This is a genomic window from Legionella cherrii (assembly GCF_900635815.1).
In the GTDB taxonomy this organism is placed as follows: domain Bacteria; phylum Pseudomonadota; class Gammaproteobacteria; order Legionellales; family Legionellaceae; genus Legionella; species Legionella cherrii.
Map to the genome: position 1 here is coordinate 3,621,938 of NZ_LR134173.1, position 20,994 is coordinate 3,642,931.

Genomic DNA, 20,994 nt, shown 5'->3' on the forward strand with positions numbered 1-20,994 from the left:
CTGCAAAACTCTTGCTTCCTCTGTATTTGTGGGGTTGCAAATACATTCAGAAGCATTATTGAGTTAAAGTGATTTTTTAGCCAATCGAGATAAAATATTTTTTGGAAGCAAGAGCCAATAATGGCCTTCATTTTTCATATGCTCGCCTAGAAATGTTGCAAGCTTCCCAGAACCCCAATAAATATCACCGCGCATAAACCCACGAATTGCACCGCCTGTATCTTGGGCAATCATAAGACGCTGGAATTGTTTCTCATTCGCTTGATCTTTTTTATCAGGACGTTTTGTATCCAACCACAGCGGAGCACCAAGCGGAATCCATTTTTTATCCACAGCTAAAGAATAGCCTGGTGTAAGAGCCATCCCTTGAGCGCCAAGTGCCATAGGCTCTTTTAAATCCTCAAAAAAGACAAACGACTTATTTTTCTGGATAATGGTTTTTGCTTTTTCAGGATGTTTCTCCAAATAGCGAATAATTGCGGCTTTAGAAGCATTATGGCGGTTCATAATCCCTTTATTAATCATTATCTTGGCAATTGAGGTGTATGGAGCACCATTTTCACCTGCATATCCTAAATATATATTTTCACCATTAGGTAGTTGAATTACACCTGAACCCTCTATTTCTAAAAACAGTCGTTCGGCAGGACTATGGATCCATGCAATCACGGGTGCTTTTTTCTTGAGAGCGCCATTATCAATTTGCTCCCGAGTATAGGAGGTTGAATATTTACCTTTTGGCAGCCCATAAATTGGCGTATTGTATTTAGTGCTTTTTGTTAAAGTTCCTTTTATTTTAGGCATATAATAGCCCGTAAATAAGCCATGAACGGGTTTCTTTTGCGCAAACTCAATAGGATGAAACCACTTTTCAAAAAACTCTTTTGCTGAATCTTCTGAAACCGACTCAAGAGCCAAGGCCGCCTTACATGCTGGATGCCAATCACGAGCTTTTAATTTAATGTGTTGTGTATTTATCGGATGAGATGGTGATTGCTTCAAGAACGTCTCACACGACTTCTGAAATGCTAATAAAGATTTTTTTACATCAGCAGTATCCCAACCTGGCAACTCATCGAAAGATACTTTAGTCAAAGCAATATTTCTGCTTTTCATAATGACCTTTCTTGGGGTGTGCTTAGGCCGTGCGCTTTTCTTAGCAACCACTATTTTTTTAGTAGCATGCGCTATTGTTTTAGCACTCTGCGCTATTTTTTCAGCGCTTTGATGTGCTATTTTATCAGCGTTTTTTTGTGAGGTATTATTTGTTGCCGTACCTTTTTTTACCTTTTCGGTTTTAATAACTACCTTTTTCGGAGTTAGTGGTTGCTCATGGACCTTGGCTTTCTTATAAAGCGTCAATCCAAGAAAACCGAATGTAAGACAACTAATACCGATTATTATGTAAATTAATTTCCTACTCATAGTCGAGCAAGGTTTACATAAGATGAAATTTAAATCAACACTTTTTAGTGTTTTTTCTACAAAATTAGATCTAATCGAATTAAATTTGATCTAATTTTATTAAAAAAATGCGGAAAAACCTGGGGATTCAGAAAAATATTTTTGCTCAAAAAGAGCCAAAAAGAAGCATTTTGGCGCTTTATAACCTGTTTTTCATTATCCTTATTTCGAGATGCTCCTATAAGCTCAAGGGCACGCACCGTTGCCCTAATAGACTCATGTCACCGTGGCAAACCAAAGATTAATGCTCTCAACAAGGGTAGGATGGGCAAACATTACATCACGTAATTGCTGATAAGGCATACCCACTTCCATCGCCAATTGGATTACCCCTAGTATTTCACCCGCCTCAGCACAGAAGATGGATACACCTAGAATATGATCTGTTTTTGCATCAATAACCGCTTTTAAAAGACCCGTTGTTTCCCCTTGTGTTTTCGCCCTAGGAATAACCGCTGCGGGAATTTTTGCTATTTTTAAACTATGGCCTTGAGCAAGCGCTTGAGTTTCTGTGAGTCCAATGCGAGCCAGTTCCGGATCAAGAAATACTGTATAAGGAATAAGTCGTCCTTGAACTGAATGCTTATTTTGAGGGTTTTGCAGATTATGCTTTGCTAACCGATAATCATCTAAAGATAAATGCGTAAATTGAGCCCCACCCTTTACGTCCCCTAAAGCCCAAATGCCTTCAGCTGTAGTTTCCAGATACTCATTTACTTTAATAAAACCACGTTCATCAAGCTGAACCCCTGTTTTCTCTACATTTAATCCTGCCGTATTTGCTGAACGTCCCACCGCAATGAGTACGTCACTCCCACGAATCAGTGCTGGTTCTCCATTCTGATTTACATCGACAAGTACTTCGCCATGTTCTTCTCGAATGCTATTAATTTTAGTATTAAGAGCAAAATGAATCCCTTCTTTAGCTAACGTATTAAGAACTTGTTCGGCAATATCTCTATCTTCACGACCAAGAAACCTGCTATCAGCCTCGATTACTGTAACCTCTGCCCCCAATCGTCGAAATAATTGAGCAAACTCCAAACCAATATAACCCCCACCAACAATAAGCAAATGCTTCGGCACTTTATTGACATTCATTAAGCTGTCATTGGTATGATATTTTATTTTGTCAAGGCCTGGAATTGGAGGTATAAAAGGTAAGGCACCGGTATTAATAAAAATTTTGTCCGCGGTAATTTCCACTACCCTTTTACCATCACGTGGTGATGACAAAAGTACCTCGATTGTCTTTGATCCTATGAAGTGTCCACGCCCTAACATCAAATCCATTCCTGAATCCAAAAATTGTTTTAAATTGGCTTCTCGCATTGCATGAACTACAGCATCTTTACGAGCTCGAATTGCTTTAAAATCTACGGGTGCAAGAGTAGCCTCTAGACCATAATCTGATGCTGAACGGCAATAGTGTGCAATCTTCGCAGATTGTACGAGTGTTTTTGTAGGGATACACGCCACATTAATGCATGTACCACCAATTTGGTTGTCTTCAACCATGGCAACCCGTTGCCCAGTTTTGGCCAGATCAACAGCCAGAGTTTTACCTCCTTTGCCACCACCTAAAACAATCACATCAAATTTTAATGCCATGATTATTCCCTAAATTATAATGAATTAATCCAAATTTCCGGCTCAATTAAATGATGAGCTCAGAAATTATTGCTTTTTGAACCCTCTCCAATTTTTATGCTGGATTGAATGGGTAAGTTATTTAAGGTCTTATACAATCGATTAAAGGGTACATCCGATACCTTGACCCAACCCGAATATGGAAAACTTAGAACAGTAATAGCAGTCATGTAAATGGCGAGAAAAATGCATAAAATATACAGAAAAGGATGCCCCTGCAAACTCGACTCTAAAGAATAGATGCCAATTATAAAGAAGGCACCTAAAAAAATTATAATATACCAGGCAATAGGAATTGCTGGATTGAGCATATTCAAACGAAAATCACGATACTGAGTAGCCTGATTCCATGCAGAAACCGCACTTTGGTAAAAATTAGCAACAGAAGCTTTAGGTTGATAGTGCAACAAGATACGATATAACTTGTCACCTAGTTCTTGCGTTGTTTTTCCTTCCTCCCCCAATGACATAGCTACTAGATCATCATTTACAATAGATGAAATATATAAGCCCAAGTTTGTTATGACTTTTTGTTGAATCTCTGGAGGAAAAGCTCTAGCGCTTTGGGCAGTAATAAATAATTGGGAAGCTTCCGTATTAACAAGTTCATACGTTTTTTGATAATTAGTCCATAAAATATAAATAACAAAACCTAAAAAAATACTATAAAAAGCACCGATACTCCCTACAATATCCATCGCAGTGTCTTCCGCATTCTTGGTGAGCTTACGTTTAAAACGGAAAACTACTTTGCTAAGAAAAAGAAAAATAATCAGATAAAAAAGAAATATGTATGTGGGAAAACAATGATTCATCAGACTGTGCATCACTTAACAACTCCTGTAAATAAATTATGCCTGACATCAAAATGATTGATTAACTAATCTTTATCCTGCCTATTAGTCATTAAGCCAATGTGATAAAGCTCTCGTCTTTCTGAGACGTTTTACCACGACTCCTGATTTGGATATCACATTTCATCATGAATGCACCTTCCGCATGTTGGAGAGCCCTCAATACATTGGGGAGGTATCACCGTGAAGACATCACTTAAATATTAAAAATTAATCCTCTGTTTTTAATTCTAGCTATAAAACAGAGGAATCGCTTTTTTTCTATTAATTTTATGATTTAGCAGTCAATATCACTTGATGGTTTATATGACAGAACAGTCTGCATCAGAAAAACAATCAGTCAGCTTTCTGAAGCGCAAAATTTGCTGTGATATTAATGGTACCTATACCATAATTGTTGCTATTCGAGTTAGTCGTCGTGACCAGAGAATTTGTATTATTCTTATTAAAATTGACTGTAGAAAGATATCGGAAATCAAGGCCAAGGGTAGTAAAATCGTCAAGATAATAATTGAATCCAACGATTCCTTGTATTGCGAAACCGTTGTTTGAGGTATCCACAGTTTGCGAGACAATCGGTGAACAAGTACCTAAAGAAATACATTGGTTATTACTGTGGAATAAAGCATGGTTTTTAATAATAGCGCCTCCCAAACCTAATCCCAGATAAGGGACAAAGTTCACGTTAGGATCGCTGGACAAAAAATCATAAAACGTATTGAAAAGCCCGTAAATACCGGCGGTGTAACCATTAAAACCTAGACCGGTTTGTTCAATAAAAGCAGAACAGTTACCATTAGGGCCCAAAACGTCGGGACTGATAAGAGTACAAGAGCCTGTATTGAATGAACCGTAATTGTTTAGATTAAAAAGAAACTCACCCTCTAATCGAAAATTTTTTATTTTATAGCCTAAAGAAGCACCGCCTCCACCACCGATGACACTTAACTTAACTGAACCATTGTAAGTATTTCCATCAGGGAGTGTGACACCAAGATTAGTATTGGGCGCATAACTGAGTTGCCCCAGTAAACCCAAATAAATTCCTTGAACAGGATCAGCACAAAAAGCATTGCTCGTTGCCGCCAAACCCAATATAAATCCAAATTTAATCATCTGTCTCATTCTATATCCTATATTTATCCGAAGGACAAAGTGCAATAATTTTTGCATAGTCAAAGGCTATATGAAAACATAATGCCTATGCAAATTTTTAATTTAAGAAATTAGTCTGAACCTCGAAAATTCGTCTTTGGGCGGAAAATTTATTTTTAAATAGATTAAGCCCTTCTTCACGCATTTTTAGTGCAAATTCAGCAAAATATACATTCAGAAAATCTCTATTTTCTAATTGATATTGGACTGTTAATTGTTCCTGCTTCACAGTTTCCTCGTTTTCGGGTTTCAAAACACGTGCTTGAATAAATCCAGGAATCTGCAGCATCTCTTTGACATGCTTTTTTAGCCATAATTGAAATTGAGGATAAATATCACCATCAATGGCCAAATTTACTTCATAAATAACCATATTCTTTCCTAAACCAGGTTAAAGCTAAAGCAGCATAACTACTTAAAAACAACTAATTAATCAAGTATGAAGGTTACAATTAAATGAGATGTTAATCCAGCAGATAAACTAGTAAGGCAATAAATTTTTTTTTACTTATGAAACAGCTAAGGATTCAATGTCTATGAATGTTTATTCCACTCGCAAACCGCATCCGGGGAGGTAGGATTATTGAGACATTTCTGTAAATCAAATGTCTTCAATTACCTCACACGTTAAAGTAAGTTTTAATCGCTCTGGCGTTGAGCTTATTTTATTTTCAGGGAATATAATGCGAAATCCAGGCTCCAAAATCTGCCCTCGAGGATTTAATGAGATTTCAGAGGCACGAATCTCAGCTCGTCTTTGTGCCAATAAGCGATACAGCATTAATACGTTTTTGCTATTTTGCAATTTTAACTGGCATTGTTGTAGATATTTCTTTGCCTTTTGCGCATAAAAAGCCGGGTCTTGCTGTTGAGATATGAGGTTTTTAAGTAATTTTTTAGCAGCCCAGTCCGTCGATTGATTGAGGTTTTCCTTAAATACCTCAAGCCAGTTCGATGTCGCTGTATTAGGAAGTAAACGCAAAAGCCTGCAACGAGCTGAGGAAAATATTGGATTGGTCATATCTACGTCTAAAACATCCATCATAAACTTCGAATCAATGATCCCATTTTTTAGGAGATTAGCTATTGCTAACTGATCTGATTTAGCCTTAACTGGAGTAAGCCAGGCGTGATCTGCATCGATCAAATCGGTTTCTGGAAAATGACTGCCTATCTCGTTTAATGCGGTTTGATATAAAGTTCTTGAAATCCTAATTGTTTGCTTTCTCTTAGCTTGCAAAAATCTTGAGTCAAGAAAAAACTCTATAGGAATATTTATTGTGGCATGTTGGCTGTCGTTGGGATAACTATCTGACATTAAATTTAATTCAACAGGACAAAATAAAGGACGGAGTTGTTCTTGTAATGAAAGCGATTTTTTACTTTGATTCAATTTTTGCAGCCCTATTAACACATTTTTAGCTAATTGCTCAGGAGGAACCAATGTTTCTAAAATCTCTTGTAATGAGGCATCAGGATGGTGTCCACCAAAATCCAGTTGTCTCATAGGCTGCCACCAATCATTATGAGGTTGATCCAGTTCTTTCATAATGGGTCCGCCAGCACCATGACAACCTGAACAACGAAGTCGATTACCAAATTGTGGGTGCTTTGGATCGGCTTGGCGATGGAGCAATTCATTATCGGCAAAAATATCAGACGAATCTCCCCGATAGAACCATTGCCCTTGGGAGCCATCACCTCGTAATTCATAGAAATTAAAAACTTCTTTCTTTGAATCCCAAGCAAACGCTTCAACCATCAGTGAATCTTTTTCTGGATTCTGATCCGCGATTAAATCACCCACTGGTCCTATCGCTGTAAAATGCCCGAAGAAAAAATCGCCTTCTTGAATGGGCCAATGAGCATCATCGATTTTTAACTCCCCCAAAGCCATTTCAAATAAACTAAAACTTCCCAGAGTTGGATTATGAAATCCACGATTAGCAACTAATGTAGTTTTCAAGGTTAACCCTGAGTTTTTGAGCAATTGGCGCAATGCAAAAACATTTTGGGGACATGGTGCATCCGATAAAAGTAGACGTCCTAAAACATCCTCCGTTCGTCCAATAGTTTGTCCTGATGAATCAGTGAGGGAACAAGCGGCACCAATATTCTGAGAAAAAATTATGGTTAACATGTTGAGAATCGCCAAACAATAAAATTTTCCTTTTTTCACCATGACTTCCTCTTTTTTCTATTTCCCCAAATACTCGATTACACTACAAACGGTTTTCACTCAAAAAAAGGCATTTTTTTCATCCATTTGGGGGAACAGGTGTCAGTTACAAAAATCAATGAGCCTTTAGGGGGCAAGTGGTAAAGATCCATAGTTCGAATAGGTAGTCTTTGATTCATTACCCTTGTCACTTGGGCAAATAGTTTTATTTTTAGGAAAAGAAAACCATAGCGATAAATAATCTTCTAGGGTATTCACCAAGTCCAAAGCCTCGAGCAACATAATATTCCCTTTGAATAGAGGCTTTGTTGAAAAAATCGTATCTACCCGACTATTTTTTCAATAAACCACTTAACAGAAATCAAAACATCATAAAAGCAAATATTCCTGGAAGTCAAAAGAATAACTTAACTCACCGAAAGACAATCAATAAATCACTGCGACCAAAATAAATGCACTTTTTTCAAAAACTACTATACTTTTAAAACTTGGACGAACAGGAATTGAGTGATATGGATGCCATTCAATTAGCACTGGATGTGCCTTTACAAAGAACGATTCAAAACTCGCATAGATTTTTTAAACGGCTTGAATTATCAGAAGCGGCTTATCCCTTATTAGTATCCCATCTAGAATGGCTAAGAAAAATAAATGCAGCACCTAACCCATTTGATGTAATGCATCAAAATGAGCAAAGAAAACAAGAATTCAAATTTTTATTTAAACATAACTTATTGTTTTTTCTAACAGTTACTCGACAATTTAATGTCATTAATAAATTATTTAAAACGCCGTCATTCACTTCCAGATTACGTCATCTGTTTGCTTTAATTAGAAAAGCCCATTTTAAAGCCAGACAAAGAAAGAAAAAGCGTTGGCTATTTTTAAAATTCAAGGAAAAAACATTAGGTTATAACTTGGCAAGAACCATGCACGCATATCATACTCCCCAAAATCGCTTTGACAAAAAAAATCCTTATTCTTTATTTGGTGCACAAAACTCTAGGAAGATGAAAAAAAAACGGCCCTACCTACCCCGTTAATATTGATTATGTAAGAAACATTTTAAAAAAGATCCACAGAAGCGCCAATATGAAGTCACTGATTAACAAAACCTTACTCCGTGAAATCACAGCGATTCATCAGCATGCATCAAAAAATAAAGCAACGCTTCATACCAGCTTTAATCCTAATGAAGGTCTAGATCCAAGATCCTCTGGATTTCTATCTGAATTGTTGGAGCAGGCTGATGCAGATGGTTTAGACCTTTCTGTTTTTAATTCATACAACCATTCATTTTTCGAATTAGCAGAAATCGACACAGAAGAGAGTACTGCTGCCAAAGAATTTCAGAACGGACTAGAAGAACTAAATCCTGAGCATCATGGATTACAAAACGAATGGTACTCAGCAAAAACTGATGATGCATTAACCGAGGATATAGAGACTGATTTAGATTTCTTGAAGTGTTCAGAACACTCTATAGACGGAAAAAAAAGCTTCTTTGATAACCCACGACTCACTTTCTTTTCAACCTTAGCTCAAAATAACAAGGAAATGGCTAGCGACATTATATCGCATCAAACCATGCAACTTAGGGTGGGCAGTTAAAGGGCTGGTACTCTTGATTTTTTGCTGCAGCCAGCAGAAGCTGCAGCTCATGGCAACTATTTTATTACCTATTCACACATCGCGTCGAATACACTCAATACCACCTAAATATGGTCTTAAAGCCATTGGAATATGGATATTTCCATCTTTATCTTGATAATTTTCCATCAATGCAACCAATGTTCTGCCTACTGCAAGACCCGATCCATTCAAGGTATGGACTAATTCGATTTCGCGTGTTTGCTCCTGTCTGTAGCGTGCTTTCATTCGTCTTGCCTGGAAAGATTCCATATTCGAGCAGGATGAAATTTCCCGGTATGTGTTTTGACTGGGCAACCAAACTTCTAAATCATAAGTCTTTGCTGAACTAGGTCCCATATCCCCAGTACAAAGAGTGATCACTCGATACGGCAACTCCAATCGCTGTAAAATGGCTTCCGCATGGTTTACTAATTGTTCTAAAGCAGCATAAGAGTCTTCAGGTTTAGTAATCCAAACTAATTCAACCTTTTCAAATTGATGTTGTCGGATCATCCCTTTGGTATCTTTACCGTAAGAACCCGCTTCACTACGAAAACAAGGCGAATGACAGGCATAACGAATAGGCAAAACCTGTTCCTCTAAAAGCACATCACGAACTGTATTGGTTACTGGAATTTCTGCAGTAGGGATCAGATAATACCCATGCTCTCCGGTTAACTTAAACAAGTCCTCTTCAAATTTTGGTAATTGACCTGTGCCCATTAGACTGTCTGCATTAACAATATAAGGCACATAGATTTCTTGATAACCATGCTGTTGCGTATGCATGTCCAACATAAATTGAATTAAAGCACGATGTAATCGAGCCAATTGATTTTTCATAACCACAAAGCGGCTGCCAGTCAGTTTAGCAGCCAACGCAAAATCCATTTGGTTTAAATGCTCACCTAATTCATCATGAGACTTAACTGGAAAATCAAAAGTAGGTACTTTACCCCAGCGTCTAATTTCAAGATTGTTCTGTTCATCTTCACCAACAGGAACCGATTCATGAGGAATATTGGGTAATCTTAGAGCAATTGCCTCAATTTGCTGGAGCAAACCATCCAGTTCGTCCTTCTTCTGTTCTAATTCCTTAGCAAGACGGCCCATTTCCTCGCGCATTGGCTCAATGTCCTCACCACGAGACTTTGCTTCACCAATCGCTTTAGAACGTAAATTACGCTCATTTTGCAATGCTTGTGTGGCAACCTGCAGCGCTTTACGTTTTTCTTCTAAAGCAGTAAACGATGAAACATCAAACTTAAATCCCCGCTTTAGCAATTGGGAAGCAACAAATTGCGGATCATCCCGCAATAATTGAATGTCTAGCATAGGATATCACTCTAATCAATTTATCGAACAATTCCACGTGTGGATTGATTTAATGCATCAATCATTAAAACAACTTCAGGGCATTCACTTTGCATTAATTCTAATTCAGCAACTGCCTGTTGAACCGTTAATCCTTTGCGGAAAATTATTTTATAGGCACGTCGTAAACCATCAATTGCTTCAGATGAAAATCCTCGTCTACGTAATCCAACGGTATTAATACCACATGCAGAAGTTGTATCACCTGAAATCATGAGATAGGGAAGTACGTCTTTAGCTACATAAGAAGCTCTAGCAATAAACGCATAGGCACCTACATGGCAAAACTGATGGACTGCGGCATATCCGCCTATATTTGCATAATCACCGACGGTGACATGCCCAGATAATGCAGCGTAGCTAACTAATATAATTTGATTACCAATCATGCAATCATGCCCGACATGCGAATAAGCCATAAAGAAGTTCTTATTGCCGATACGGGTGACTCCTCCCCCTTTAACGGTTCCACGACTAATCATACAGTATTCGCGAATGATATTATCGTCACCGATTTCTAGGCGAGTGGATTCACCTTGATAGGTAATATCTTGGGGATCATCGCCCACTGAAGCAAACTGAAAAATTTTATTATTTTTTCCAATGGTGGTTGGGCCTTCAATGATTGCATAAGGACCAATCCAGGTATTTTCACCTATTTCCACATCAGCCCCGATTACAGCACCAGGACCTACTGAAACCCCATTTGCCAGTTTTGCAGAGGGGTGAATTATTGCTCTTTCATCTATCACTTTTGAATTTCCTTTGCAGCACTTAATAAATCCGCGGAACAGGCCAGTTTATCACCTACATAAGCTTCGCCATGCATGCGCCAAAATTCTCTTTTCTTGCTATTAACTTCACTTCCAAGCGTAATTGATCTCCGGGAGTAACTACATGTTTGAATTTCGCATTATCTATACCTGCAAAGAAATGCAAAATACCTTCATTTTCTTCAGGTGTTTGAGATAATCCTGCTAAAAGCCCACAAGCCTGTGCCAACGCTTCCAGCATCAATACGCCCGGCATAATTGGATTTTCCGGGAAATGACCGGTAAAAAAATTCTCGTTAATGGTGACGTTTTTAATAGCCGTCAATTGTTCAAATGGGTTTGAAATCAAGTACCCTGTCTACTAAGATCATGGGGTACCGATGCGGCAATATACTAAAAATCTGTTTTATATCTACAGGTTCACTCATACGCAGTTTCTCGCTTTAATAAGTACGCTTAGTATGGCCCAAAACGGAGTCCAAAGGAAAAACATTATCCTGATTTAGCAGGTTCAAATCAATTGTTAATGCTAAAAACTTATTCTTCTCATTCAATACTACTCAATTTTTTCTCTAAGGCGCCAAGCTTTACCATATAATCATCCAATCGTTTAAATCGTGCCGCGTTACGACGCCAGCGATGATGTTCATGCACTAGAGTACCAGACGAATAAATCCCAGGTTTGGCTAGCGATTTGCTGACTGTAGACATTCCGGTAATCACTACGTCATCCGCCAAGTGTACATGAGCAGCAATACAACTCGCGCCACCGATGATACAATCTGCTCCTATTTGCGCATATGCACCTATAGCCGCGCATCCTGCAATAATTGTATTCTTACCAACCAACACGTCATGCGCAACCTGAACCAAATTATCAATACAAACCCCTTCTCCTAAATAAGTATCGCTTAATGAACCACGATCAATGACAGTATTCGAGCCTATGTGTACTTGATTTTCGATAACAACAGCACCTGCATTAAAGCCTTGTTGCCAATGTCCCTGTTGTTTTAAATAATTAAATGGAGAAGCACCAATGACGCAGCCAGAATTTATGATTATTTGAGCACCCAGCTGACATCCTGAATGAATCACTACCTCATGCCCAATTTGACTGTTTTTACCAATTCGTACGGAGGATTCAATGACACTATTCGCTCCAATGGTCACTCCATCAGCCAATTGTGCATTAGCACCAATAACACTATAGGCACCTATTGATACACCGTGTCCTAACTGAGCAGATTCATGAACCATAGCCGTTGGATCAATACCCGAAACTGCAGGCACAGGAGCTGATAAAAGCTGGGCAGCATGCATCATTGCTTGTGACGGATGTGCTACAACAATACAGTTTCCTGGACATAAATGGCGATGTTCTGATTTGAGCAGCACCGCACCAGCTAATGTGGTACCCAGAATTGGGAGTAACGCCGAATTATCATAATAAGCAACATCCTGTGATGTAGCTCGAGCGAGAGAGGCATAACAAAAAATGGCGTGATTGGCATTTCCATGCCACACGCCACCTAAATGATTAGCTAATTCTGCTAACGTCAGCAATTTTACATCGCCGGTTAATTAATTGCTTTAACAACTTTATCAGTTACATCAAGAGTAGTTGCACTGAAAGGAGCAGCATCTTTTTGTACAATAAGATCGTACTTGTCATCTTTAGCAACTTTTGCAATTGCTGCACGGACTTTAGCATACAATGCTTCCATTGCTTCATTATTTGCAGTGCTTAATTCTTGTTGGTATTGCTGACCATCACGCTCAAATTGTTGTTGTGCACTCACAATTTTCTTTTCCATCTCTTTCTTTTGAGCGGCGCTCAGAATCGCGCTATCACGCTTAAATTTTTCCATGTCCGCTTTAATGCCAGCTTCAACAGCAACAAGCTTATCGCGACGTGGCTTAAACTCTTTCTCTAATTTTTTTTGGATTTCTTTGATTTGACTGGAAGTCTGCATTATTTTTTGCAGATCAACTACACCAATTTTTGCTGCATCAGCAAATGCACTTGTGCCAAATATGCTGAAAACAAAGGCCACTAAGACCAGACCTAACCGCTTCATAACTAATCTCCCAAAATTAAAGAGCATGATGCTAGCACAATTCGCAATAGGTTGCGATATGTACAGCATGATTTTCGATAATTTTGTAACAAATAATATTCTCCATCTTTTCTCCCAGAATGGGGAGAAAAGAAAGAAAATTATCAGTTAAAATCCTGAAGATAGAGCAAATTGGAAGAATTGCTTTTGATCGAAAGGTTGAGGATTCAATGCCTTAGCCAAGCTAAATGCCAGCGGACCGAATGGAGAACGCCATTCAAGTGAAAGACCTGCCGAATATCTTATAGGACCTTCATATTTACCAGTCAAAGTAGGTAAGGTATTCACCGCAAATACGTTACCCGCATCCACAAAGGCAGTTGTTCTCACATTATCTCGACTTAAAGGATAAGGCAATATAATTCCCGCCGTACCGCTGAGTAATAAGTTACCCCCCACAGAATTACGGTAATTATCCAATGGTCCTAAAGAGTAGCTGTCATATCCACGAACCTGGCCTGGTTGTGCTATACCCCCCGCATAGTAGTTTTCAAAGAATGGCAATCCTTTATTGTTAAAAGAATTTCCATAACCTGCAAAACCTTGTAAGGAGAAGATCCATCCTCTTGTTATCGGTTGGTACAAACGCGCTTGATAAGAGCCTTTAAAGTAAGACAACGAATCTGAAGTCGCAGGTAAGGCGATCACACCCGAAATTTGCTGGTTAATCCCTCTTGTAGGATAAGGAAATTGATCATAGCTGTTCCTGCTCCAACCTGTAGATAAACGAATTTCCTGGAAATGGGTTCCATACATCTGCACAAAATTCTGAATGGGTACTACATAACCAACACTCTTGATTTCTACATCTTGATATCCATAGCCCAATTGCCATCTACTGGTTTCCCCAAGGGGGATACTATAATTCACATCAGCACCAAAACGGTTGGAGTTGTAAGTACTGACGTTAAGGTTTCTCGGATCAACGCGAGCATAATAAAGATTTAAGCCGCGTCCTATACCTGTATCGGTATAAAAGGGATTATAATAATTTACTGTATAGTCCTGTCCCCATTTGCTCGCAGTAAATGCAGCCCCCATAGAACGTCCAGTACCCATAAAATTATGTTGATTCACTGAAGCATTTAATTGATAGCCATTAGTACCATACCCAATAGAAGCACTTGCTTCTGCTGAAGGCGCTTCTTCTACGTTAACATCCAAATCCACTTGGTTATTTGCTTCTGGCACAGGATTAGTCTTTACGTCAACATTTTTTAAATAACCTAATAAGCGCAATTGCCGTTCAGATTCTTTAATATTATGCAGCGATAAAAGTCCTCCCTCATCCTGACGAATGACACTTCGCAATACATAATCACTGGTTTTGGTATTGCCATGAAACTTGATGCGACGAACATAAACATGGCGGCCAGGTTGTACAATAAATGCAATAAATACGGTTTTATTATTCTCGTCTATCTGTGGTTCAGCATTAATGGCAGGGAATCCATAACCGATATCACCTAAAGCCAAACCAATAGCAGAAATTGAATCAGTTACTTTTTTACGTGAAAAAACAGCACCTTTTTTGACTTGAATTAAGGAATTAATTTTCTCCGGAGGCAATATCGGCTTCCCTACTACTTTATAGCCTGAAAAATGATATTGAGGCCCCTCTTCGATATGAACATTGATATAAACGTCTTTTCTATCTGGCGACAGTAATACTTGAGAGGAGATAATTTTAAACTTCAAATAACCTCTATCCAGGTAAAAAGAACGCAATGCTTCTAAAGACGCATCCATACCTGATTTAGAATACTGATCTTTTTTAGTAAAGTAAGTAAAGATACCCGATTTGGAGAGAGTAAACTCGGGTAATAATTCATTGGTAGTAAAGTCGTGATTACCTATTATTTTGATTTGTTTGATACGGGAGACACGCCCCTCAGAAATAGTAATGGTAATACCAACTCTATTATCGGTTAAAGGGCTAACTCGAGTTTCGATACGCGCGTTATATTTTCCTCTCGCGTTATAGGCTTGTTTCAATTCCTTTTCTAAACGCTCCAAAGTAGATGTCTGGAAAACACGGCCTTTGACTAAACCCATTTCTTTAAGGAAGTCTTTCATCTTGTCACTAGGAATTTCTTTATTCCCGACAACACTAATAGAACCTATAGTTGCTCTTTCAACCACATTGACAATTAAAGTGTTACCTTGACGTTCTAATGAAACAGACTGAAAAAAACCGGTATCATAAAGGGTGCGAATAATCTCAGCAGTTGATTCAGGGCCAATCTCTTCTCCAACCTGGACAGGGATATAATTGAGTACTGTTCCAGTTGAAACACGTTGCAAGCCTGTCACTTTAATACCGCGAACGACGAAAGTATCTGCTGCTATTGTTTGTGAAGACCAGGCTATGAGCGAGGAACAACAAACACCTAATATAAACTTACTACTGATTTTTTTCATTATTATTTTACGCCCAGTACTACGTGTACTATTAACTCTCAAATTTGGTACACTGAAAATTGAAACACTTTTTATAGGAAGTAGAAACTACTGTCAAGTTTTTGTTCCCTGACTTTGCCAATACTTTGCGATTAATGACTTGATTCATCTATCCAAGAAACCTAAAAGGCTATTTAACCTATGTCTTTTTTCGTCTCAGGACAAAAGATCAAGCCGACCTAAAATCTAGCTTTACGAAGTTTTTCGAATATTATCCTGCAAGTCTAGATAAATCATTAGACAACGCGATAAACATTAGGGCTGCTAAGAGCAATAAACCTAAATAGGCTCCTGCTGATTTTAAACCATCAGATAAAGGTTTACGTCGAATTGCTTCCAAAAGATAATACATCAAGTGACCGCCATCCAGCATCGGAATAGGTAATAAATTTAATGCACCTAAACTAATACTGACCAAAGCCAGAAAAAATAGATAAGTGCTTAACCCACTACGCCCTGAATCACCCGCCCCCTGAGCGATACCCACTGGCCCACTAATACTATTTAATCCCAATTTACCCGTAACTAACCGCCCCATTAAAATAAATGTAGTGCCAGTTAGTTGCACCGTTTGTCTTAATGCAGTACCTACGGCAGTTAAAGGATCTTCTCTCTCCATTCGTAACCAATGTGCTGGCCATTTTACTTTTTGTGAGCGAACTCCCAAAAACCCTTCAATTTTATCCTTATTTTTCTGACTGCCAGTTTGTACTACAACATTTTGTATACTGCCGTTTCTGTTAATCGATAAAGTTAATTGTTGATTAGGGCGAGTTTGTACGTAATCCACTAAAAACAACCAATCATCAAAAGGTTTTCCATCAACACTTAATATTTTATCGCCATTCTCAAGCCCTGCTTTCGCCGCCGGAGAATTAGGAACTACCTCACCCACTATAGGGGGGATTGAAGGAATAAACGGTTGAATTCCAAGGCTTTCAAGTGGATCAGGCTTTTTGCTGTCTAATTGCCAATTGGCCAAAGGCAATAATACCTGCCGTTCCTTTCCGTTTACCAAAGATTTTATTGTTAACTGAATTGTTTCTTGAGAACCAACAAGAGGCATGAGCGCATACTGGAAATCCCGCCAACTGTTTATCTTGGTATTATTCAATGCAATAATTTCTTCTTTTGCATTGAGTCCAGCATGTGCCGCGATACTATTGGGTTTCACTGATTCGATCATCGGTGCTAATGATTGCATCCCAATAATCAAGACGAACCATAACGCAACAAAAGCAAAAATGAAATTGAAAAAAGGCCCTGCAAGTACGATTGCGGCTCTTTTCCACAAAGATTGATTATTAAAGGCCAAATGGCGCTCTTTTTCGTCTACATCTCCCTCTGATTCATCAAGCATTTTGACATAGCCGCCCAGAGGAAATAACGACCAGGCATACTCAGTTCCTTTTTTGTCACGCCAACGCGCTAAGATAGGGCCAAAACCAAAAGAAAAGCGTAGGACTTTAACGCCACACCAACGCGCCACTTGAAAATGACCATACTCATGTACCGTAACTAACAAGACCAACGCCAAAAGAAAATACAGCAATGTTGAAAGCATAGTTCTATCCTAAATGAAGTAATCCTCAAGAATTACGATTCAAATTCTCCGAGACCTAAGTAAAAAGTGCTTTCTTGCCATGCACATTTGCGACAAGCATCCTGATTATCGATTTTTTACAGCTCAGACTATAGGGCCGCCTGCGAGCATTACCAGGTTAGTCCAAAATAAAACAAAGGCAACGCTGCAATTAAGCTATCCAAACGGTCTAAAATACCACCATGTCCCGGAATAAGAGCGCCTGTATCTTTTAAATGGCAACGACGCTTTAATATACTAATGAATAAATCACCAAAGATTGCAATAATTATAGTACATAAGGCTAAAACGAACCAATGAACCGCAGCAACCGGTTTAAAATAACTATACCCAATCCAAGCGATGAGCATAGACAGGATAATGCCGCCAATAACGCCCTCCCAAGATTTTCCAGGGCTAACTTGAGGAATTAATTTATGTTTTCCCATCAGTTTTCCGCTAAGATAAGCCCCTGTATCTGAAACCCAAATTAAAAACAGCAAATAAACGAGCTGTGCTTTGCCATTAGGCAAGTGATACAAATGAATTAGACTCTGTACGAATAGCGGTAGGAGTAAAAAACAAACCATCGCAACGACAGCAGGATAACCCCAATATTTCTGTGAACCGGGAAAACTGAGGATAGCAAGTACATTCAAACACCAAATAATTAAGCCAATATCCAACCAGTAATCAAAGAAAGCACCACAAGCCCACAAACCCGCAAGCATAATGACAATAAATCCGGCTTGGAGACTCCAATGGTTCAATGGAATTAATTGCCAACACTCTCTGCATGCAGCAAGAAAAACAAGCAAAACAATTCCTGCCAAAAGCCACTGATTACCATAAAAAATAAGCCATAAAACCAAGGGCACTAAAATCAGTGTTGTAATTAAGCGTTGGAAAAACATAATGTCGCCCTTATTATTTAGAGTATACAATTCTACAATCTCAGCCAAACCAGTGACTTTCTGCACTCGGATGCCCACACTACCCGTCATTCGGATCCTGGCGAGGAATGACGAGATTCTGTGTTCCCAAATCTGCCATGTGGCTTAAGTTAATGAAATGTATATGATCCCTATTGTTGATTAAGAAATTTGCCCGAATCTTCTCTTCCTTTTATTAAAAGAAGCCAAAGCCAATTCAAGCTCATATTCACCAAAATCTGGCCAATGTACCTCACTAAAGTAAAGCTCTGTATATGCAAGCTGCCAAAGGAAAAAATTACTAATTCGTAACTCACCACTCGTACGAATAAATAAATCAGGGTCAGGTAATCCATCTGTATCCAGATAATGGGCAAAATTGACTTCATTTATATCTTCTATTGCCAATTCACCATTTAAAACTGCCTTGGCTACCTTTTTTGCAGCGTTTACCAGATCCCACTTACCCCCATAATTAACAACTACATTCAAAATTAATTGCTCATTATTCGCAGTTAAAAGCTCTGCTTCCCGCATTTGTTGTTGCAACACCGGTGAGAGCAAACTACGGTCTCCAGTAAATCGCATGCGGATTCCATGCTGATTTAACTCAGCAAGTTCCTTTCTTAAGGACTCCAGGAATAATTCCATTAAAAAATTAACTTCATCAGCTGGTCGAAACCAATTCTCCGAGCTAAATGCAAATAAACTAAGACAAGGAATTCCCTTGGTCATACAACAGCGAATCATTTTCTTCACAGACTCAACACCTGCTTTATGACCTTCAATACGCGGAAGTCCCCTACTTTCAGCCCAACGACCGTTTCCATCCATAATAATGGCAACATGCTGAGGAATTTTTTGTTCCAAAACTACTCTTCCCAATCAAATAAATGGTGCATAGTCTAACCTCTTTAATACAAAAATGTCACTACTGAAGCAAGGAGACTCAATAGACATTCAGAAGAATTGTATAAAGGCAGAGGTCAAAAAATTTATTTATGCCATTCACCCTATCATTTTCTGCGGTGAAGACAAGCGCTTATGAACGAAGAATATTCAAAAGAGATGGTTAATTAAAACGTTAGCTATCTCTCTTCATGATGTATTATTGAGGTTTTAGAAACACTCGCTCTTCTTTACCTGAGCTGGTTCTTTCCTGTTCCTCAACTCCTTGTTTGCCTGTTTTTGTTTCTTGTTGCTTATCAACTTTTTGTTTACTTGTTTTCGGCTTTTCTTGCTCATCGACTTCTTGTTCAGCCGTTGTTCCTTTAACTAACATTCGATAAGCCTCTGGATCTTGTGAGAATAGAGTAAGCTGTCTCAGCATACTTAGTGTGGGATAGTTACCTATAATTTTTTCATAAGCCTTATCAGGCATGACTTCTGAATCGCTGGTACACTCCTGTAACAGCAAGGATGCCCACTCTTGGTTTATAACACCCCATTGCTTCAATATTTCATCAGCATTTTTTAATCGATATCCGATTTTAAAAAGAGAATTATTTTGTGGCGCTACGCTGAGATATAAATTACCTATAAAAAAAAGTGCAAGCAATCGTGTTTCTTTAAAATTATGCGCTTCGGCACCCAGCACTGAGGGCACCATGAGCTTAAATATTAGAAAACTATAATCGATATTGCTAATAACAAATCGTGCATTCCAGCTTACATATAAATCTTGCCAGAATTTATCAATTTTAAACTCTGAGACCACCTTGGGGTCGCTATTAATAGCTAAACCTGGAATCAATGGATAGTCATCTGTATGTTGCATCCGTACCTCAACCCCTTCAGGAAGAATATGCTTTTTGTGTTTTGCTGCAGTACGATAATTTAATTGCTCCATCAAGCCAATTAAGCCTAATCCTGACTTTGAGTTCTCTTTGCCACCACGTTCTTCATATCTTGGGCTAACCACATCGGTACGACATGCTTCAATTATATTAATGGCCATAGGTGCAATTGAGATGGGTCGTTCATCAGTGTTAGGGACAATAATCGATGATGCGTTCCAACTGGATAAATGATATTTTTCGATAAATTGTTTTACATCCTCTTCAGTTATTTTTAATTTATCGCTCATTTGGCGTTGAAAAAGGATTTGCAAAAAGCCAGGCTCAATAGAAATAAGTTTCAAACGTTCAAATAAAGGTGTATCCCATGGGGTACCGAATAAAAAGTTTGTCCAGGTATTACCTTTATTAAATGGATTGTTACGCTGATTGAGAATATGTTTGAAGGTATCTTCAGCAAATTGGCTGCTATTGCTTAATGTGGCAACAAAGGATTCAAGCAGACACAATAGATGGAGCTGAACGAAAAGAGCATCCTCTGCTTGTTTAATTTCTTCTTGGGAAATTAATTGATTGTCTTCAATGTAAGCTAAAAGAGTGCAGATTCCATTATTATTCAATACATATTCTTTAAATGCATTAATCAGTTGCGTCAAATCAATTCGTTCTGAGGTAAGTTTTTTTATGAAAAGATTAAAGGCTTCATCTTTGGTTTCCAGGTCATCCAGTTTTAAGAGATGTAACAAGTGTTTCATTAAAATAGGACTGGTTTTTAGATCTAATTTTGAATCATGAATTACTTTATCTATAAATTGAGCAGCCAATTGCCGAGTATTGCTCCCTTCATTTGGGATATTTTGAGATGAAGATGAGGCCGTGTTTTCTTGAGTTGTACTCGGTTTAAAAAATTTAGGACCTGAATTTATAGGCATGTTGCACCGTTCCTCATGGTTTGTATCGTTTATCCCGATTAAATTTAGCTCGCCTCAATCTGGGCAACCCAAAATCAACATGGCCGCATTC

At 38.4% G+C, this 20,994-nt stretch carries 17 protein-coding genes and 1 pseudogene; 2 read left to right on the forward strand and 16 right to left on the reverse strand.

What is annotated here, in order from left to right:
- Positions 1–63: 63 nt before the first annotated feature.
- The 6 genes from mltA to EL022_RS15560 form a co-directional block, all read right to left on the reverse strand.
- Positions 64–1,425, reverse strand: coding sequence for a murein transglycosylase A (gene mltA / locus EL022_RS15535; RefSeq protein WP_193392408.1), 1,362 nt, complete (start codon positions 1,423–1,425; stop codon positions 64–66).
- 255 nt (positions 1,426–1,680) lie between these two features.
- Positions 1,681–3,075 carry a mercuric reductase gene (locus EL022_RS15540; RefSeq protein WP_028381032.1) on the reverse strand — a complete coding sequence of 465 codons (1,395 nt, stop codon included), beginning with the start codon at positions 3,073–3,075 and terminating at the stop codon, positions 1,681–1,683.
- A gap of 59 nt (positions 3,076–3,134) precedes the next feature.
- Entirely contained in the window at positions 3,135–3,941 is an 807-nt protein-coding gene (locus EL022_RS15545; RefSeq protein ID WP_028381031.1) for a bestrophin-like domain, read from the reverse strand.
- Between the two features lie 363 nt (positions 3,942–4,304).
- Positions 4,305–5,093: an outer membrane beta-barrel protein gene (locus EL022_RS15550; RefSeq protein WP_028381030.1), complete on the reverse strand. Its 789-nt coding sequence runs from the start codon at positions 5,091–5,093 to the stop codon at positions 4,305–4,307.
- A gap of 88 nt (positions 5,094–5,181) precedes the next feature.
- Positions 5,182–5,496 (reverse strand): DUF4286 family protein, encoded by a 315-nt coding sequence (locus tag EL022_RS15555; RefSeq protein WP_028381029.1) that lies wholly within the window; start codon positions 5,494–5,496, stop codon positions 5,182–5,184.
- Between the two features lie 228 nt (positions 5,497–5,724).
- The gene (locus EL022_RS15560; protein WP_058387411.1) at positions 5,725–7,305 is read right to left on the reverse strand and encodes a hypothetical protein; all 1,581 of its coding nucleotides are present in this window, start codon (positions 7,303–7,305) and stop codon (positions 5,725–5,727) included.
- 509 nt (positions 7,306–7,814) lie between these two features.
- Here EL022_RS15560 and EL022_RS15565 point away from each other — a divergent pair.
- Both EL022_RS15565 and EL022_RS15570 read left to right on the forward strand, forming a co-directional pair.
- Positions 7,815–8,345, forward strand: a complete 531-nt coding sequence (locus EL022_RS15565; RefSeq protein ID WP_126325241.1) for a hypothetical protein — start codon at positions 7,815–7,817, stop codon at positions 8,343–8,345.
- A gap of 49 nt (positions 8,346–8,394) precedes the next feature.
- A complete protein-coding gene (locus tag EL022_RS15570) occupies positions 8,395–8,913 on the forward strand; it encodes a hypothetical protein (protein WP_126325243.1) in 519 nt (172 codons plus the stop codon).
- 72 nt (positions 8,914–8,985) lie between these two features.
- Here the strand turns inward: EL022_RS15570 and serS are convergent, their stop codons facing one another.
- The 10 genes and pseudogenes from serS to EL022_RS15620 form a co-directional block, all read right to left on the reverse strand.
- Positions 8,986–10,269, reverse strand: coding sequence for a serine--tRNA ligase (gene serS, locus EL022_RS15575; RefSeq protein WP_028381027.1), 1,284 nt, complete (start codon positions 10,267–10,269; stop codon positions 8,986–8,988).
- A gap of 20 nt (positions 10,270–10,289) precedes the next feature.
- Positions 10,290–11,060: an acyl-ACP--UDP-N-acetylglucosamine O-acyltransferase gene (gene lpxA, locus EL022_RS15580; RefSeq protein WP_028381026.1), complete on the reverse strand. Its 771-nt coding sequence runs from the start codon at positions 11,058–11,060 to the stop codon at positions 10,290–10,292.
- Positions 11,057–11,509: pseudogene (gene fabZ, locus EL022_RS15585) on the reverse strand (3-hydroxyacyl-ACP dehydratase FabZ). The gene lpxA and the pseudogene fabZ overlap by 4 nt, the downstream one beginning before the upstream one ends.
- Positions 11,510–11,627: 118 nt before the next feature.
- A complete protein-coding gene (lpxD, locus tag EL022_RS15590) occupies positions 11,628–12,647 on the reverse strand; it encodes a UDP-3-O-(3-hydroxymyristoyl)glucosamine N-acyltransferase (RefSeq protein WP_028381024.1) in 1,020 nt (339 codons plus the stop codon).
- Between the two features lie 14 nt (positions 12,648–12,661).
- Complete coding sequence (locus EL022_RS15595; RefSeq protein WP_028381023.1) at positions 12,662–13,162, reverse strand: OmpH/Skp family outer membrane protein; 501 nt, start codon at positions 13,160–13,162, stop codon at positions 12,662–12,664.
- Positions 13,163–13,309: 147 nt separating this feature from the next.
- Positions 13,310–15,622 (reverse strand): outer membrane protein assembly factor BamA, encoded by a 2,313-nt coding sequence (gene bamA, locus EL022_RS15600; RefSeq protein WP_028381022.1) that lies wholly within the window; start codon positions 15,620–15,622, stop codon positions 13,310–13,312.
- Positions 15,623–15,872: 250 nt separating this feature from the next.
- Entirely contained in the window at positions 15,873–17,225 is a 1,353-nt protein-coding gene (gene rseP, locus EL022_RS15605; protein ID WP_028381021.1) for an RIP metalloprotease RseP, read from the reverse strand.
- Positions 17,226–17,374: 149 nt separating this feature from the next.
- Positions 17,375–18,157 carry a phosphatidate cytidylyltransferase gene (locus EL022_RS15610; RefSeq protein ID WP_028381020.1) on the reverse strand — a complete coding sequence of 261 codons (783 nt, stop codon included), beginning with the start codon at positions 18,155–18,157 and terminating at the stop codon, positions 17,375–17,377.
- A gap of 180 nt (positions 18,158–18,337) precedes the next feature.
- A complete protein-coding gene (locus tag EL022_RS15615; protein WP_028381019.1) occupies positions 18,338–19,045 on the reverse strand; it encodes an isoprenyl transferase in 708 nt (235 codons plus the stop codon).
- 238 nt (positions 19,046–19,283) lie between these two features.
- Positions 19,284–20,903, reverse strand: coding sequence for a hypothetical protein (locus tag EL022_RS15620; RefSeq protein WP_051544444.1), 1,620 nt, complete (start codon positions 20,901–20,903; stop codon positions 19,284–19,286).
- Positions 20,904–20,994 lie beyond the last annotated feature (91 nt).

Excerpts from the sequence above, each read along its gene's own strand:
- EL022_RS15610 (WP_028381020.1), bottom strand. The coding sequence starts at position 18,157 with ATGTTTTTCCAACGCTTAATTACAACACTGATTTTAGTGCCCTTGGTT.
- mltA (WP_193392408.1), bottom strand. The coding sequence starts at position 1,425 with ATGAGTAGGAAATTAATTTACATAATAATCGGTATTAGTTGTCTTACA.
- rseP (WP_028381021.1), bottom strand. The coding sequence starts at position 17,225 with ATGCTTTCAACATTGCTGTATTTTCTTTTGGCGTTGGTCTTGTTAGTT.
- EL022_RS15545 (WP_028381031.1), bottom strand. The coding sequence starts at position 3,941 with ATGCACAGTCTGATGAATCATTGTTTTCCCACATACATATTTCTTTTT.
- EL022_RS15560 (WP_058387411.1), bottom strand. The coding sequence starts at position 7,305 with ATGGTGAAAAAAGGAAAATTTTATTGTTTGGCGATTCTCAACATGTTA.
- EL022_RS15595 (WP_028381023.1), bottom strand. The coding sequence starts at position 13,162 with ATGAAGCGGTTAGGTCTGGTCTTAGTGGCCTTTGTTTTCAGCATATTT.
- EL022_RS15550 (WP_028381030.1), bottom strand. The coding sequence starts at position 5,093 with ATGAGACAGATGATTAAATTTGGATTTATATTGGGTTTGGCGGCAACG.
- EL022_RS15555 (WP_028381029.1), bottom strand. The coding sequence starts at position 5,496 with ATGGTTATTTATGAAGTAAATTTGGCCATTGATGGTGATATTTATCCT.
- serS (WP_028381027.1), bottom strand. The coding sequence starts at position 10,269 with ATGCTAGACATTCAATTATTGCGGGATGATCCGCAATTTGTTGCTTCC.
- EL022_RS15565 (WP_126325241.1), top strand. The coding sequence starts at position 7,815 with ATGGATGCCATTCAATTAGCACTGGATGTGCCTTTACAAAGAACGATT.
- EL022_RS15540 (WP_028381032.1), bottom strand. The coding sequence starts at position 3,075 with ATGGCATTAAAATTTGATGTGATTGTTTTAGGTGGTGGCAAAGGAGGT.
- bamA (WP_028381022.1), bottom strand. The coding sequence starts at position 15,622 with ATGAAAAAAATCAGTAGTAAGTTTATATTAGGTGTTTGTTGTTCCTCG.
- EL022_RS15620 (WP_051544444.1), bottom strand. The coding sequence starts at position 20,903 with ATGCCTATAAATTCAGGTCCTAAATTTTTTAAACCGAGTACAACTCAA.
- EL022_RS15570 (WP_126325243.1), top strand. The coding sequence starts at position 8,395 with ATGAAGTCACTGATTAACAAAACCTTACTCCGTGAAATCACAGCGATT.